Source organism: Tardiphaga sp. (genome assembly GCF_044336785.1).
GTDB lineage: Bacteria > Pseudomonadota > Alphaproteobacteria > Rhizobiales > Xanthobacteraceae > Tardiphaga.
The window spans coordinates 42,266-56,374 of the sequence record NZ_JBIIOT010000014.1 but is presented as its reverse complement, the minus strand read 5'-3'; the positions used below and the strand labels follow the sequence as shown (position 1 = coordinate 56,374).

Genomic DNA, 14,109 nt, shown 5'->3' with positions numbered 1-14,109 from the left:
GTGCTCACGCTGCAGCGATCGACATCATTTCCGCAGCGGCTGCCGCTCTCGCCTCGGCCATCGCTACGGCCGTTGCGGCAGCGATGGTTGCGGGCACCTGTACCAGCGGCACTGGCCGGGCGAAATGATAGCCCTGACCCTTGTCGCAACCCTGGCCCAGCAGGAAGTGCCATTGCGCCGAGGTCTCGATGCCTTCGGCCAGCACCGGAATATGCAGGCTGTTGCCCAGCGCCAGCACCGTGCGCACGATGGCGCGGGCGGCGGCATCGTCCGGAATACGGCGGACGAAGGACTGATCCAGTTTGATCTTGTCGAACGGAAAGGCGTGCAGCGTGCCCAGCGACGAATAGCCGGTGCCGAAATCGTCCATGGCGATGGAGATGCCCATGGCCTTCAGCTTGCGCAGGATATGCAACCCGCGCGCCTGATCCGCCATGACAGTCGATTCCGTGACCTCAATTTCGAGTCGGCGTGGCGACAGACCTGTTTCGATCAGGATGCCATGAATGGTCTCGGCGAGATCTTCGCGACCGAATTGCACGGGCGACAGGTTGACGGCGATGGTGCCGGGCAGGAGGCCTGCAGCGGCGTCGCGGCAGGCCGTATGCAGTGCCCATTCCCCCATATCGAGGATCGCGCCGGTCTCTTCGGCGAGCGGGATGAAGTCGGCCGGCGAGATACGGCCGAGCTTGGGGTGATTCCAGCGGATCAGTGCTTCAGAGCCGCAGATCGTGCCGTCAGATAGCGAAGCCTGTAACTGATAATGCAGTTCGAATTCGCCATTCGCAGCGGCGCTTTGAAGATCGCGCGCCAGAGCGCGGCGGGTGCGGGCCGCGTCATCCATCTCGCGGTGATAGGCGCAGATGGCGCCGCGCTGCGTCGCCTTGGCGCGGTCCATCGCCAGTTTTGCATTGCCGAGTAACTGGTCGCGTTCGGGCGTATCCAGCGGGAAGATAGAATAGCCGATCGCGGCGGTGAGCGCGATGCTGTGGTCGCGGATCACGAATGGCGCTGCAAATGCAGCTGCAATCCGCGCGGCAAATTGCTGGGCATCGGCCGGCAGATTACCCGACATTTTGAGCGCCAGGAATTCGTCGCCGCTTTGGCGCGCGAGAAATTCGTCGTCGCCGATGGCCTGTCGCATCCGTGCTGCGACTTCGATCAACAGCAGATCGCCGGCGGTGTGGCCGTAGAGATCGTTGATGTCCTTGAAACCATCGATATTGATGGCGAGCGCGGCAAGCTTGTGGGCGCGCTCGTGGGATTCTGCGGCCCAGAAGGCAAGACGCTCATTGAAAGCGATGCGGTTCGGCAGCCCGGTCATGCTGTCGTTGAACGATAGCTGATGAATGCGTTCGGCGGATTCCGTGCGGACACGCAGGTCGATAACGTAAGATGAAAAGCCGCTGCCCATCACCAGCAGCACCGCGAGCACGACGCCAGCGCCGAGCATCTTTGCCGGCACCAGATCGGGCGCCAGCGCCAGTGATGGATCAGGCAGCGCATTGGCTGACATTGTCATCGCGTAGTGAAGCGTGCAGATCATGAAGGCCAGTACGATGGCGGCGCCGTGCCGGCACCAGCGCGTCACCGGCCGGTTGGCGCGGTTCACTGAGAGTGCGCTGAGTCCAAAGCCAAGCAGCAGGATCAGCACGAGGCCATAGCTGCTCCATTGGGTGGTGCCACTGAAGTGCCAGGCATGGAGGCCGATATAGTGCATCGCAAGAATGCCGGCGCCCATCAGAAGGCCGCCGCATTCAGGCGCCAGCGTAAAATGCCGGCTCCCGATTTCGAATCCTATCAGGCATGAGAGGATCGCGATGGCGAGGGTGATCGCCACCGGAATGAGATCGAAGCCGCTGTCGAGTTGTGGGTCGAGTGCCAAAATGGAAATATAGGTCGAGGCCCACAGCGCGGCGCCGGTGCCGACCGAGGCCATGAACAACCAGCCGATCCGGGTCGAGCCCTGTGTGGCGCGGGCGCGTGCAAAGTGGCGCATGCCGACCCATGTGCCGAACAGGCAGACTGATCCCGCGAGCAGGACAAGGATCTGGTGGACGACAAAACTGGCTTGGTCGGTCATGAAGGCACTCCTGCTTATCATCGTACACAGCAGGCGTTTAAGCGGTTGTATGCTGGTGCTTTTATCCGCGCGGATACAGGCGGCTTTGCCAAACAGGGTTGAAGCCAGGTTATCAATGCGGGTGACGAAGCGCCTCGGCCGCGCGTTGAACGAATTCGCAGGTAATCCGTTGATGTGCCAATGGCGGGAAGAGGTGCCGGGATGCGCTACGAACTCTATTACTGGCCGATGATCCAGGGCCGCGGCGAATATGTACGGCTGGCGCTCGAAGAAGCCGGCGCGAATTATATCGACGTCGCGCGCGGCAAGGCCGGCATGGGCGCCATGACGAAGATGCTGGACGCCAAGAAGGGCCTGCCGCCCTTTGCACCGCCCTTCCTCAAGGCCGGTACGCTGGTGATCGGCCAGACCGCCAATATCCTGTTCTATCTCGGTGCCCGCCACGGCCTGGCGCCGAAGACCGAAGCCGGGCGACTGAAGCTCAATGATCTGCAACTCACCATCGCTGATTTCGTAATGGAAGTGCACGACACCCATCATCCGATCGGCGTATCGCTCTATTACGAAGATCAGAAGAAGCCGGCAAAGCTGCGCACGGCAGAGTTCTGGAAAGAGCGCGTGCCGAAATTTCTCGGCTATTTCGAGCGGCTGCTGAAGGCCGGCGACGGCGCCTATGTCAGCGGCCGAAAACTGACCTATGTCGATCTCTCCCTGTTCCAGATCATCGAAGGCCTGCGTTACGCATTTCCGAAGCGGATGAAGAAGTTCGAGAAGGAGATCCCCACACTGATCGGCTTGCGCGATCGCGTTGCGGAGCGGCCCAACATCAAGGCCTATCTCGCCAGCGACCGCCGCATTGCCTTCAACGAGCAAGGCATTTTCCGCCGCTACAAGGCGCTGGACCGGTAGCTGTTCGGTACCATCGCCTAATAGCGGGTGCGTAATCGTTCAGAATGCATATTTCTGTAAATCACCTATAGGTTGTTAAATCATCGATGTCGTGCTTGAGTGATCTCCGGGGAGGAGATCACGATGAGCGCATTTACAAACAAAGTCGCTGCGCAATGCCGGACCGAACTCGCACGATTCAAGAACGGGCAGGGGCGGGAGACCAACGATCCCTATACCGGCTATGTCGGCGAGTACTGGTTGGTCGGCGTCAAGGTGAAGAATCGCGACGGGCGAACCACCTTTCACGATCGTGACGGCAATCCGTTTCGCCCTGCCTGGTCGGCCGCCTTCATCTCTTTCATCATGCGCAAGAGCGGCGCCGGCACGCAGTTCTACTATCATGAAGGGCACATCCACTACGTCGTCAAGGCGCTTCGCGACGCCAAGGATCCTGCCTCCAGTGCCAAGTTTCTCGGCCGCGATCCCAGAACCTATGTGCCGAAAGTGGGCGATCTCATCAGCGCCGGGCGTGCCGCCTCACGCAACGTCACCTATTCCGATGTGCTGCGCAAATACGGCACAAAGCCCGTCGATGGGGGAAACTTTCTGCCCTCTCACAGTGACATCGTCATCGAGGTCAACCCAGACAAGCGCGAACTCATCACGGTCGGCGGCAATGTGGAGACCGATACGGTCGGTCACAAGACCTGGAAGCTGAAGGCAGACGGCACCCTGCAAAAGGGCGCGTCGCTGATCTGCGTCATCGAATGCCTGCTGTAACGCGAATGGCGTGCGTGAGCGCGGCTGGACAATGCATCGTCCGGCGAAGCCGGAGTTTAAGCATCGACGTCGGGGATGATCCATGGCGAAGCAGTTGAAATCGGGAGCCAGTGTGCCAATGGCGGGGCGGCCCGCAATCCTCGCGTCACTGAATGCGGTGGCGCAGGCACATGATGTCGATCCCGCAGCGATCGCTGCAGTCATCTATGTGGAGTCCGTCTGGAAGACCACTGCGGTGACAGGGCAATATATCGGACTGACGCAAGTCGGCCCCGAACTGGTGCAGAAGCTCAAGCTCACCAAATCGAAATTCCTGGCGCTGTCAGCGCCCGAGCAGATCGACGCTTACGGCGTCTGGCTCGATTACTACAAATTCAACAAACAGATGGCGGATCATGAGATCAAGGTGCTGACGTTGCCGCTGGCGCGACAGGCCGCAATATTGCAGGCCATGCAGTTCGCGCCGAATGCAAAGAAATGGAAGAAGGCGTTGAATAAAGGCGATCTCACCGTGCCAGCGACCGCGAGCCCGCAGGCAAAGGTGCTCAAATCGACCTCCATCGGCGATATGGAGGCCTATTTTTCAAAGTTCTTTTCGGGCAAGCCGCCGAAATATGCCTGAGTTGACGAAACCCTTAGCGTGAGCGGGTCACACATATTGATCGATGCGCGTGCCCTGGCCGGGCGGCAGCGGCGGGCGCTGTGCCGGTGGATTTCGTTCTTCCGTTGGTTCCGGCTTTCTGGGCTCCGGCGTGCGCGCTTCGATCGGCTGGATCGGTGCGGCCGGCGGTGCGCTGCTCACGCTTGAAATGCTCATGGCAATGTCCTGTTTCTGAATATGTCCAGGAACCATGGGCGCGCGTGCACAAAGAGTGATGAATCATTCCCTGCAATTTGAAGCAATCGGGGGCAGAGCGCGTCGCTGGTGAACGAAGTGTTGCTGCAATCGCTAAATTTGTCGCGATTGGCCTATTCGTTCCTGCCGCGCGAGACGGAGATGGCCGCAGTTGTCTTGTCGCGGGTGCAGCGGAAATCGAGCCGGCGGAAGCGCATCTTGATGTCATTGCCGCGCAGCAGCCCCATGCGGCTGAGGCAGCGCTGCGAGCCGCGCAGCGTGTCCTGTTTCGGAATCGTGAACACGATCGCGCCAGCACTGGCGACGAGATCCGTGAAGGCAGGGGCCGGCTTTCGTGTCGATGACTGCGCGAACAGTTCATTGGTCACCGAGCGATTGGTGCAGCCGAGCCGCAGCTGCTTCGCAGCGGGATGGGAGAGATAGATCACATTGGCGGCGGTGCGTCCGACACTGATCCCATCGATCTGGCTCTTGAGCTGCCTGGCGAGATCGTCGCAGCGATCGGCATGCGCCGGCGAGGCGAGGGCGGCGGCCAAAACCATCGCGGTGACGAAGGCATATGCGCGCAGGCGGTCGATCGGCATTCTGATGTCTCCTCAGTCCCGATTGCAGTGAAGCGCGATAATCAACGGTGAAGCAAGGCGTTAGGGGAAGGGGGAAATGGACGGTCCAGCCGGGGCGTTCAATCCAGCGCTCCCCGCCATGTCTTTTGAACCCTTCAAAACTGCTCCGAAACCTCTTAAAAGGGCTCCAAATTCCTGTCCCTCGAGGCCCGCCCCATGAACGCTCCCGCCGCTTTCCCCGACCAGCAGAAGCCGGTTCCGCCCTATAAGCACACCCCGCTGTTCCCGCTGGGCAAGGATACGACCCCCTACCGGAAGATCACCGCCGAGGGCGTGAAGGTCGAGACCGTGCTGGGCAAGGAGATGCTGGTGGTGTCATCGGAGGCGCTCAAGGCGCTGTCCGAGGCCGCGTTCGGCGACATCAACCATTATCTGCGCCCCGGCCATCTGCAGCAGCTCCGCAACATCCTCGACGACTCTGAAGCCTCGTCGAACGACAAGTTCGTCGCCTTCGACTTCCTGAAGAACGCGAATATCGCCGCCGGCGGCGTGCTGCCCATGTGCCAGGACACCGGCACCGCCATTATCATGGGCAAGAAGGGCTGCAACGTCATCACCGATGGTCAGGACGAGGCCGCACTCAGCGAAGGCGCGCGCGACGCCTATCTGCGCCGCAATCTGCGTTACTCGCAGGTCGCGCCGCTGACCATGTATGAAGAGAAGAACACGGCGAACAATATGCCGGCGCAGTGCGAGATCTATGCCGAGGGCGACGACGCCTACAAGTTCATGTTCATGGCCAAGGGCGGCGGCTCCGCCAACAAGAGTTTTCTGTTCCAGGCGACACCGTCTGTTCTGACCAAGGATCGTCTGCTTGCCTTCCTGAAGGAAAAGATCATGACGCTGGGCACCGCCGCGTGCCCGCCCTATCACCTCGCCATCGTCATCGGCGGCACCTCGGCTGAACTGTGCATGAAGACGGTGAAGCTTGCGTCCGCGCGCTATCTCGACGCGCTGCCAACCCAGGGCTCTCCGGACGGCAATGCCTTCCGCGATCTGGAGATGGAGCAGGAAATCCTCAAGATGACGCAGTCGTCCGGCGTCGGTGCGCAGTTCGGCGGCAAGTATTTCTGCCACGACGTGCGCGTCATCCGCCTGCCACGCCATGGTGCATCGCTGCCGATCGGGCTGGGCGTGTCCTGCTCGGCGGATCGTCAGGTGCTCGGCAAGATCACCAAAGACGGCGTCTATCTCGAGGAGCTCGAGCACAATCCGGCGCAGTATCTGCCCAAGGTGGAAGAAGCCCTCGGCGGTGACGTGGTCAAGATCGACCTCAACAAGCCGATGAAGGAGATCCTGGCGACGCTGGCAAACTATCCGACCAAGACGCGCCTGTCGCTCACCGGCACCATGATCGTCGCCCGCGACGCCGCGCATGCCAAGCTGCGCGACCGTCTGGAGAAGGGCGAGCCGCTGCCGGATTACTTCAAGAACCATCCGGTCTATTACGCCGGCCCGGCCAAGACGCCGGAAGGCTATGCCTCGGGCGCCTTTGGTCCCACCACGGCCGGCCGCATGGATTCGTTCGTCGATCAGTTCCAGGCCGCAGGCGGCTCCATGGTGATGGTCGCCAAGGGCAACCGTGCCGTGGCCGTGCGCGAAGCCTGCAAGAAGCATGGCGGCTTCTATCTCGGCTCCATCGGCGGTTCGGCGGCAAACCTCGCCGAGCACTGCATCAAGAAGGTCGAGGTGGTCGAATATGCCGAACTCGGCATGGAAGCGATCTGGAAGATCGAGGTCGAGGATTTCCCGGCCTTCATCATCATCGACGACAAGGGCAACGACTTCTTCAAGGAACTGAACCTGGGCTGACAATTTTGGTACGACACCAACTCAGCCCCTCATCCTGAGGAGCCGCGCAATTGCGCGGCGTCTCGAAGGATGGCCGCAAACTCCGAGCCAAGCCAGTCATGGTTCGAGACGGCGCTACGCGCCTCCTCACCATGAGGGATCGGCCTATCGGCTGCATTCATCCCCGGTTTCCGCAACCTTCCATCGCCATGGAGGGTTGCGGGACTCCGCCACTCTCGCTAGAACAAAAAGAGTACGCGAGAGATGCCCGTGACCGAATACGCTCCCTATTTTCCGATCGCCACACTGGCGCTGGCCTTCATTGCCGCGCTGTTTGCGATCGTCGCCGTCATCGTGGTCGCGCGCCGCCCGCTCGCGCTGGAGCGCGCCGAGGTCAGCGAATTGCTGCGCTTCGAGGGCGATGCCATTCGGGCCGCGTCCGATGCTGACATCCGCGCGGTTCGCCAGGAGCTGCTGCAGACCATGAGCCAGCAGCAGGGCGCGGCGGCGGACATGATGCTGAAGCTGGAAGACCGCCTGCTCAAGCAGGTCGATAACTTCGGCCAGCGCCTCGCTTTGTCGAACCAGACCACCGAAACTCGCATCAACGACATCGGCACCAAGCTGAATGCCGATATCGGCCGCATGGAGCAGTCCTCCACCGCCAATCGCGAGGCGCTGCGTACGATGGTCGAACACAAGCTTGATCAATCCGGTACAGCCCATGCGGAATCCGCGCGCAACTTGCGTGAGGAGCTCAACAACAGCTTCCACAGCCTGCGTCAGAATGTTGCCGGCACGCTTGGCGAGATCAGCAACCATCAGAAGGAACGCCTCGACGCCACCAAGCTGGCGATCGATGAACTCACGCGCACGCAAGGCCTGAGCGGCGAGCAGCTGCGCCAGACCGTGGAGGGGCGGCTCGATCAGCTCCGCACCGAGAATGCCGCCGAGCTTGAAAAGGTTCGCGTCACTGTTGACGAGAAGCTGCAGACCACGCTGGAAACGCGGCTCAACGAGAATTTCGGCCGCGTGGTCGAACAGCTCAACAAGGCCTATGAAGTGTTCGGCGAGATGCGCAGCATCTCCACTCATGTGGGCGATCTCAAGAACGTGCTCACCAATCCAAAATTGCGCGGCACCTTTGGTGAAGTGCAGTTAGCGATGTTGCTGCAGGATTTCCTGTCGCCGACGCAATATGTGAAGGACGCGCAGGTGAAGGCGAATTCCGCCGAGCGCGTCGAATATGCCATCCGCCTGCCAATGCTCGACGGCGACGAGATGCTGCTGCCGGTGGATGCGAAATTCCCGCGCGAGGATCACGAGCACATGCTCGAAGCGCTGGAAGCCAACGATGTCGAGCTCGCCGCGCATTTCCGCAAACAACTCGAAAACCGGATCAAGGCGTTCGCGAAAGACATCGCGAAGAAGTACATCAACCCGCCGCGCACCACCGAGCGCGCGATCCTGTTTCTGCCGACCGAAAGCCTGTTTGCCGAAGTGCTGCGCATTCCCGGCCTGTTCGATTACGTCCAGCGCGAATGCAATGTCATGCTGGCCGGGCCGACCACCTTTGCGGCCATCCTGCACGCCTTCCAGGTCAATCACCGCTCCATGGTGATCGCGGAGCGCTCCGGCGATGTCTGGAAGATCCTTAGCGCCGTGCGCACCGAGTTCAAGCGCTACAACGATACGGTGGGCAAGGTCGCCCGCCAGCTCAACACGGCAGCCGGATCGGTGGCCGAACTCGACAAGCGCAGCCGCATGATGGATCGCGCGCTGCGCGATGTCGCGGTCATGCCGGATGACGGCAGCGCAGCAAAACTGCTGGGCCTCAATGAAACGCTGCCCGATGACGGCGAGGATGATCTGATCAAGGCCATCGGCGGCACAGCGCGCGACGCGTTGCTGGACGAAGACGCGCCGTCACCGGATTGACGCATGTGATCGCCATCGGCCTCGACGGTTTTCGAAAAGGCTGGGTCGTCGTCACCATCGATGGCGACTGCCGGAGCATCGATTTTGCGCCCGACATCTCATGGCTCGCATCTCAGCGCTTCGATCACGCAGCCATCGATATCCCTATCGGTTTGCCCGATAACGGTGATCGCCTTTGCGATCGTCTGGCGCGTGCAAAGTTGAAGCCGCATGGATCGCGCGTGTTCTCCGGAGCGCGGCGGTGGTTGTGGGAGGAGTTTCGCGATCCGGCGTCTGCCAACGAGGAAGCGCTCCGCCGTGGGCAGACGCGCGTGTCGCTCCAGCTCTGGCACATCGGCGCGAAAATCATGGAGGTCGATGCGTTTGTCCGCGCGCATCAACGCTTCGATCTCCGCGAAGCGCATCCCGAACTGGTGTTCCTGCGCTTAAACGCCGGCGAGCCGCTGCCATCTAAGCATACGAAGCAGGGGCTTGCATTGCGATGCGAGCTTCTTCTCGCAAATGGCTTTGCCGATCTGAGCGAGTGGCTGACGGTGCGTCGTCGCGGTACCGGTGCCAAGCGCGACGATATTCTCGATGCCTGCGCTGTCGCTCTCGCCGCAAACGAGCCTGCCGGCTCTGTGCCGGATAGTGAGGCTCCGCGCGATCCTTGCGGTCTTCCAATGCAGATCTGGTTCTGACGCTGCGATCGATAGACTAACGAATCGCCGGCATGGACTCGACAAATCGCGACTCAGCCGCGCAACATCTCCATGGCGTTAACCACGATTGTCCGGGACTCGATTCTGCCCGGACTCGCAAGCCTGTGCGTGAAAAAGAAAAGCGGTGACGACTCGGCTCGCTCTGTTTCAATTGGTTTCGGAAGCGATCCGAGATTCGAGGCGAGCCATGATCGATGCTCTGAAGATGAATGTGACGGTTGTCGCACTGCTGGCAGCAGCAAGCGCGATCAACGGCGTCATGTTCTATCAGTATCTCTGACTTGATGTTGGTGCCGCTGCGGCGGCACGCAGTCGCTGCGTCACCAGCACGCGGAAGATGACATACTGGATCGCAAAGGCAGCCACCTTGGCGCCGATCAGCACCACCGTTACGTAGAACGTCCAAAGCTTCATATCGCCGCTGAGCGCAACCCCGATGGTGCCGGCACCGAGCGCGAACATCAGCGCGGCCCAGGCATAGCCGGCCATGGTCACATATTCCGGAATCGTCTCGCTCACGATCGGCGGCAGATAGCGCAGCATCCAGCCCTTGCGCAGCATGATGACGCCGATGGCGAAGTGGCCGATGCTCGGCTTTGCCAGCACGAAGCGCGGATCACTGGTGAGCAGCGTGGCGCCGCCGAGCACGATCACCAGCCCGAGACTGGCATAGGTCATCAGATCGAGTTTCTGGCCCTTGATGCGCGCGCGGATGAATTGCGCGACCGCTCCGGCAATGGCTACGCAGGTCGCGAGCACCACATCGCCAGTGATCAGGTAGAGCACCAGAAAAAGGATGGTGGAGAAGAAATCCTGGCCGAGCTTGGCGAATACGTCCTTCATCGCGGTCTCCCGAAAAGGTGAGGGCAATCGATAGCAATCAGGACTTCAGCAGCGCAGCCTGCTCGGCGGCATGTTTCGCGCGCCGATATTGCGGATACCATCTGGTGAAGTACAGCGCGGCATTACGCGCCGCAAAAGCGATGGCAAAGCCGATCCAGAGCGGCAATCCCGGCACGAAGATCACCAGCATGTCGGCCAGCAGCATCAGCACGAAAGCGAATGTCCAGGCCCAGGTGATCACGTAATTCGCGGCGAGGAAGCCGGGCAGTTTCATGGTCTCGGCATCGACCTGTTCGCGGGCATATTGCAGCGTGAACGGCGCGCGGATGGCGAGCGACAGCAGCGCGATTGCCAGCACGCCGAGATCGACCGCCAGATGCAGGGTCGTGCGGCTCCAGCTCCCGTCGATCATCGTGACGTAGCCGCCGATGGTGGCAAACAGCAGCACGGAGCCGGCCGCCAGCATCTTCACTGATCCGCCGCGCGCGACATCCCACACGACGATGCCAAGCGCTAGAGCGGCTGCTGCAAACAGGCTGATGGTCGCGGAGGCGATCAACATCAGCAAAGCGAATGTGCCGAAGGGGGCGAGGATGAGGAACGTGGCCATGGGTGCGTATCCAGCGTGGCGTTACCGTTATCTTGACGGTGTAAAGATGCGTTTAGGCTCGGTCCTGACATCCGTCAAGCGAAATCTTTACACTGTCAAAATGATTGCTATAAACGGCCATGGCCAAATCGACCCGCACGACGCCTCCGCCAAAGCTGCTGCAAGCGCGCCGCAAGTCTGCCGCCAAGAAGCCGCAAGCTTCCAAGCCGGTCGAAAAGTCGCCGGGTGCCGAATCTCCCTATCATCACGGGGACTTACACGTCGCTTTGCTGAAAGCGGCGCAAACCGTCTTGGAGCGAGATGGGCTCACTGGTTTGACGCTGCGCGCGGTCGCACGCGAGGCGGGCGTTTCGCACGCCGCGCCGACCCATCATTTTGGTGATCTCACCGGGCTGCTCAGCGAACTCGCAGCCGTTGGCTTTCGCAATTTCAACACGGCGCTGGCTGCTGCCAGTGCCACGGGCGCGACACCGATCGAAAGCGCGCTCGCACGGGCGCGGGGGTATCTCGCTTACGCCCGCTCACAGCCGGGCATGTACCAGCTGATGTTTCGCACCGAGCGCCTCGACATGGCGAGGCCAGCGCTCAAGGAGGCCAGCAACATTTCCTTCGCCAGCCTCGCCCAGGTGGTCGGCATCGTCCACGCCGGTGATGTAGCCACCGATGCCTTGTCGATGGCGCAGGCGACCCAGATTGCGCGCACCTGGGCGCTGGCCCACGGCTTTGCCATGCTCGTCCTGGCGGGGCGGCTTGACTATGTGCTCGATCGTCTGCCGGGCAAGCCCGATGCGGAAGTGCTGTTCGTGGAAATGCTGAAGATCAGCGTGCCGCCGCCGCAATAGCAGGTGGAAACTCTGCACGAAGATGCGCGTTGATCGCGCATGGCCAAGACAACAAAAAGCAAGGCTCCCTGGAAACGCCCGAACCCGCGCAAGCGCGCCGGCAAGGCACCCAAGCACCTCACACCGGCGAAGAAAGCTGCCGCCAAGGCCCGCGCTAAACGCGCCGGCCGACCTTATCCCAATCTCGTGGACAATATGCGCATGGCAAAGTCGGCGAAGAAGAAAACAGCGAAGAAGTCGGTGAAGAAGGCCGGCAAGACAACTGCGAAGAAAAAGACCACGAAGAAAGCCACAAAGAAAAAGGCTTCCAAGAAAGCTAAAAAAGATCCGAAAGGTGGCCTTACCGCCGCGGGACGTAAGGCTTTTGCCGAGAAGGATGGCTCACATCTCAAGCCCGGCGTGACCAAGACAATGTCCGAGATGACGCCCGCTGAAATGCGCCGCAAAGGCAGCTGGGCCGTCCGCTTCTATGGTCGAGCTAAGTTGCCGCCTTTGGTGGATAGTGAGGGGCGCCCGACACGCCATGCACTGTCCGCACATGCCTGGGGCGAGCCGGTGCCGAAGACCGTCACAGCTGCGCGAAGAATCGCGGCTAAGGGCGAGCGGTTGCTCGCGCGCTATCGCAAGACAAAGGACCGCGCCTAGCGACGCAGAGTCAGTTCGATCGCGCGGCCGCTCTCGCCGGCGACTTTGATCTTGTCTTTGCTGCAGTCGAAGCCGCGTGCGATCTCGTCAGCCGCCTTGCGCGCGAGTTCGTTGGCCGCCGGATTGGCTGTCACATCGATATAGGCCACATGGCATGCGGCGCCGGGCGCCAGACGCGTCACCACCAGCATCTGCTTGGTGTTCGGCCGGCCGTTCTTGTCGGGGTCATCATTGTCGGCGATATGCCAGCGCTGGATCATGGCGAAAGGCTTGCCGGCGCTGAGGCGCCATTCGATGGTGTTGGTGGTCGAGTTGAACGGGCCGAAACCCTGTGCCGCTGCGGGCTGGTCACTGGCGATCGCAGCCGTGCGGCCTGCCGTGACGGTTTCACGAAGGTCGTCCTCGCTTTTGATCACTTTGAAGCCCGCAGGCCCGCGGCAGATATGTGCGGAGCCAAGTTCATCCTGTCCGACCTTGGTGCTCGACACCTTGCGGCAATCCTTGTCGGCGGTGGAGCTGTAAACACTGCCGACGGGCTCGGCGACTGCGATCGTCGCCGCGCCAATGAGGATAAGGGCAGCGGAAAGGCTTGCGATCGGCGTCATGGCATTGGTCCTGTGGGAGATTCGCAAGGTTTGACGTCGGCAAGCTGGGGAAGGTTCATTTGCGCGCGCCGTGGCCGCTGGCATGGGCCACGGAATCGCTCTAGAAAGACCGGTCAGTTTCCCTTTTTAATCGCAGTGTCAGCCCGCCTCATGCCCGTCTCCACCGTCTCGAAGCCCTATCGCATCGGCCGTTCCAAGACCGGTCTTGGTCTGTTCGCCACCCAGCCGATCAAGAAGGGCGTGAAGATCATCCAGTATTTCGGTCCGCTGCTCGATTCCAAGAACGAGAAGCACGACGCGATCGAGAACAAGTATCTGTTCCAGATCAGCAAGCGCTGGACCGTCGATGGCTCGATTCGCAAGAACGTCGCGCGCTACATCAATCACTCCTGCAAGCCGAACGCCGAGTCCGACGTCAATGCGGAGAAGAAGAAGATCATCATCCGCTCGATCAAGAAGATCGAGCCGGGCGAGGAGATCAACTACGATTACGGCACTGAATATTTCAAAGAATATCTGAAGCCGATTGGCTGCAAATGCGAGAGCTGCGAAGCCAAGCGCAAGAAGAAGCGTGCGAAGCTGCGCGCCGAAAAGATCAAGGCCAAGGAAAAGGCCGAGCGCAAGGAGCAGAAGAAGGCCGATAAGGCCAAGCGCAAGAAGGACAAGGCAAAGGCCAAGAAGGCTGATGCCAAGAAGGCACTGAAGACAGCGCCGAAGGCCGCGAAGAAGGCCAAGGTTGCCAAGAAGGGCAAGGCTGTTAGCAAAAAGACCGTTAGCAAAAAGACTGTTGGCAAGAAGGCGAAGGCCGGCAAGGCCAAGTCGAAGAAGGCGTAGTTGGCTTCTCTTCACCTCGCCCCGCTTGCGGGGAGAGGTCGGCCGGCGAAGCCGGTCGGGAGAGGGG

15 protein-coding genes are annotated in these 14,109 nt (G+C 60.9%); 9 read left to right on the top strand and 6 right to left on the bottom strand.

Annotated features, from left to right (window positions below; translation table 11 throughout):
- Nucleotides 1-4: 4 nt before the first annotated feature.
- On the bottom strand, nt 5-2,083 hold the full coding sequence (locus tag ACIQ2A_RS06765; RefSeq protein ID WP_398477130.1) for a putative bifunctional diguanylate cyclase/phosphodiesterase: 2,079 nt from the start codon (nt 2,081-2,083) through the stop codon (nt 5-7).
- A 201-nt stretch (nt 2,084-2,284) separates the two neighbouring features.
- Between ACIQ2A_RS06765 and ACIQ2A_RS06760 the strand changes: the two genes are divergently transcribed.
- The 3 genes from ACIQ2A_RS06760 (at nt 2,285) to ACIQ2A_RS06750 (ending at nt 4,376) form a co-directional block, all read left to right on the top strand.
- The gene (locus ACIQ2A_RS06760; RefSeq protein ID WP_398477128.1) at nt 2,285-2,992 is read left to right on the top strand and encodes a glutathione S-transferase; all 708 of its coding nucleotides are present in this window, start codon (nt 2,285-2,287) and stop codon (nt 2,990-2,992) included.
- A 123-nt stretch (nt 2,993-3,115) separates the two neighbouring features.
- The gene (locus tag ACIQ2A_RS06755) at nt 3,116-3,754 is read left to right on the top strand and encodes a DUF2272 domain-containing protein (protein WP_398477126.1); all 639 of its coding nucleotides are present in this window, start codon (nt 3,116-3,118) and stop codon (nt 3,752-3,754) included.
- A gap of 82 nt (nt 3,755-3,836) precedes the next feature.
- Entirely contained in the window at nt 3,837-4,376 is a 540-nt protein-coding gene (locus ACIQ2A_RS06750; protein WP_398477124.1) for a hypothetical protein, read from the top strand.
- Between the two features lie 27 nt (nt 4,377-4,403).
- On the opposite strand, the gene ACIQ2A_RS06745 is transcribed toward ACIQ2A_RS06750, so the two are convergent.
- Together ACIQ2A_RS06745 and ACIQ2A_RS06740 are read right to left on the bottom strand one after the other, a co-directional pair.
- Nucleotides 4,404-4,571: a hypothetical protein gene (locus ACIQ2A_RS06745; protein WP_398477122.1), complete on the bottom strand. Its 168-nt coding sequence runs from the start codon at nt 4,569-4,571 to the stop codon at nt 4,404-4,406.
- Nucleotides 4,572-4,723: 152 nt separating this feature from the next.
- A complete protein-coding gene (locus ACIQ2A_RS06740) occupies nt 4,724-5,194 on the bottom strand; it encodes a hypothetical protein (RefSeq protein WP_398477119.1) in 471 nt (156 codons plus the stop codon).
- A gap of 195 nt (nt 5,195-5,389) precedes the next feature.
- Between ACIQ2A_RS06740 and ACIQ2A_RS06735 the strand changes: the two genes are divergently transcribed.
- From ACIQ2A_RS06735 to ACIQ2A_RS06725, 3 genes are all read left to right on the top strand, one after another.
- The gene (locus ACIQ2A_RS06735; protein WP_398477117.1) at nt 5,390-7,045 is read left to right on the top strand and encodes a fumarate hydratase; all 1,656 of its coding nucleotides are present in this window, start codon (nt 5,390-5,392) and stop codon (nt 7,043-7,045) included.
- 249 nt (nt 7,046-7,294) lie between these two features.
- Complete coding sequence (gene rmuC / locus ACIQ2A_RS06730; RefSeq protein WP_398477115.1) at nt 7,295-8,962, top strand: DNA recombination protein RmuC; 1,668 nt, start codon at nt 7,295-7,297, stop codon at nt 8,960-8,962.
- 5 nt (nt 8,963-8,967) lie between these two features.
- A complete protein-coding gene (locus ACIQ2A_RS06725) occupies nt 8,968-9,642 on the top strand; it encodes a DUF429 domain-containing protein (protein ID WP_398477113.1) in 675 nt (224 codons plus the stop codon).
- Nucleotides 9,643-9,930: 288 nt separating this feature from the next.
- On the opposite strand, the gene ACIQ2A_RS06720 is transcribed toward ACIQ2A_RS06725, so the two are convergent.
- Nucleotides 9,931-10,506, bottom strand: coding sequence for an inner membrane-spanning protein YciB (locus ACIQ2A_RS06720; protein WP_398477111.1), 576 nt, complete (start codon nt 10,504-10,506; stop codon nt 9,931-9,933).
- Between the two features lie 37 nt (nt 10,507-10,543).
- Nucleotides 10,544-11,116, bottom strand: a complete 573-nt coding sequence (locus ACIQ2A_RS06715) for a hypothetical protein (protein WP_398477109.1) — start codon at nt 11,114-11,116, stop codon at nt 10,544-10,546.
- A 119-nt stretch (nt 11,117-11,235) separates the two neighbouring features.
- Between ACIQ2A_RS06715 and ACIQ2A_RS06710 the strand changes: the two genes are divergently transcribed.
- Complete coding sequence (locus tag ACIQ2A_RS06710; RefSeq protein ID WP_398477107.1) at nt 11,236-11,958, top strand: TetR/AcrR family transcriptional regulator; 723 nt, start codon at nt 11,236-11,238, stop codon at nt 11,956-11,958.
- Nucleotides 11,959-12,159: 201 nt separating this feature from the next.
- Nucleotides 12,160-12,603 (top strand): DUF6321 domain-containing protein, encoded by a 444-nt coding sequence (locus ACIQ2A_RS06705; RefSeq protein ID WP_398477105.1) that lies wholly within the window; start codon nt 12,160-12,162, stop codon nt 12,601-12,603.
- Here the strand turns inward: ACIQ2A_RS06705 and ACIQ2A_RS06700 are convergent.
- Entirely contained in the window at nt 12,600-13,208 is a 609-nt protein-coding gene (locus tag ACIQ2A_RS06700; protein WP_398477103.1) for a hypothetical protein, read from the bottom strand. The genes ACIQ2A_RS06705 and ACIQ2A_RS06700 overlap by 4 nt on opposite strands.
- A gap of 150 nt (nt 13,209-13,358) precedes the next feature.
- On the opposite strand from ACIQ2A_RS06700, the gene ACIQ2A_RS06695 reads away from it, so the two are divergent.
- Nucleotides 13,359-14,042: an SET domain-containing protein gene (locus ACIQ2A_RS06695; protein WP_398477101.1), complete on the top strand. Its 684-nt coding sequence runs from the start codon at nt 13,359-13,361 to the stop codon at nt 14,040-14,042.
- Nucleotides 14,043-14,109: the final 67 nt, after the last annotated feature.

Bases quoted from the DNA above. Each gene is read 5' to 3' on its own strand.
- ACIQ2A_RS06705 (WP_398477105.1), top strand. From the start codon at position 12,160: ATGGCAAAGTCGGCGAAGAAGAAAACAGCGAAGAAGTCGGTGAAGAAG.
- ACIQ2A_RS06720 (WP_398477111.1), bottom strand. From the start codon at position 10,506: ATGAAGGACGTATTCGCCAAGCTCGGCCAGGATTTCTTCTCCACCATC.
- ACIQ2A_RS06700 (WP_398477103.1), bottom strand. From the start codon at position 13,208: ATGACGCCGATCGCAAGCCTTTCCGCTGCCCTTATCCTCATTGGCGCG.
- ACIQ2A_RS06750 (WP_398477124.1), top strand. From the start codon at position 3,837: ATGGCGAAGCAGTTGAAATCGGGAGCCAGTGTGCCAATGGCGGGGCGG.
- ACIQ2A_RS06765 (WP_398477130.1), bottom strand. From the start codon at position 2,083: ATGACCGACCAAGCCAGTTTTGTCGTCCACCAGATCCTTGTCCTGCTC.
- ACIQ2A_RS06760 (WP_398477128.1), top strand. From the start codon at position 2,285: ATGCGCTACGAACTCTATTACTGGCCGATGATCCAGGGCCGCGGCGAA.
- ACIQ2A_RS06735 (WP_398477117.1), top strand. From the start codon at position 5,390: ATGAACGCTCCCGCCGCTTTCCCCGACCAGCAGAAGCCGGTTCCGCCC.
- ACIQ2A_RS06745 (WP_398477122.1), bottom strand. From the start codon at position 4,571: ATGAGCATTTCAAGCGTGAGCAGCGCACCGCCGGCCGCACCGATCCAG.
- ACIQ2A_RS06710 (WP_398477107.1), top strand. From the start codon at position 11,236: ATGGCCAAATCGACCCGCACGACGCCTCCGCCAAAGCTGCTGCAAGCG.
- ACIQ2A_RS06755 (WP_398477126.1), top strand. From the start codon at position 3,116: ATGAGCGCATTTACAAACAAAGTCGCTGCGCAATGCCGGACCGAACTC.
- ACIQ2A_RS06740 (WP_398477119.1), bottom strand. From the start codon at position 5,194: ATGCCGATCGACCGCCTGCGCGCATATGCCTTCGTCACCGCGATGGTT.
- ACIQ2A_RS06715 (WP_398477109.1), bottom strand. From the start codon at position 11,116: ATGGCCACGTTCCTCATCCTCGCCCCCTTCGGCACATTCGCTTTGCTG.
- ACIQ2A_RS06695 (WP_398477101.1), top strand. From the start codon at position 13,359: ATGCCCGTCTCCACCGTCTCGAAGCCCTATCGCATCGGCCGTTCCAAG.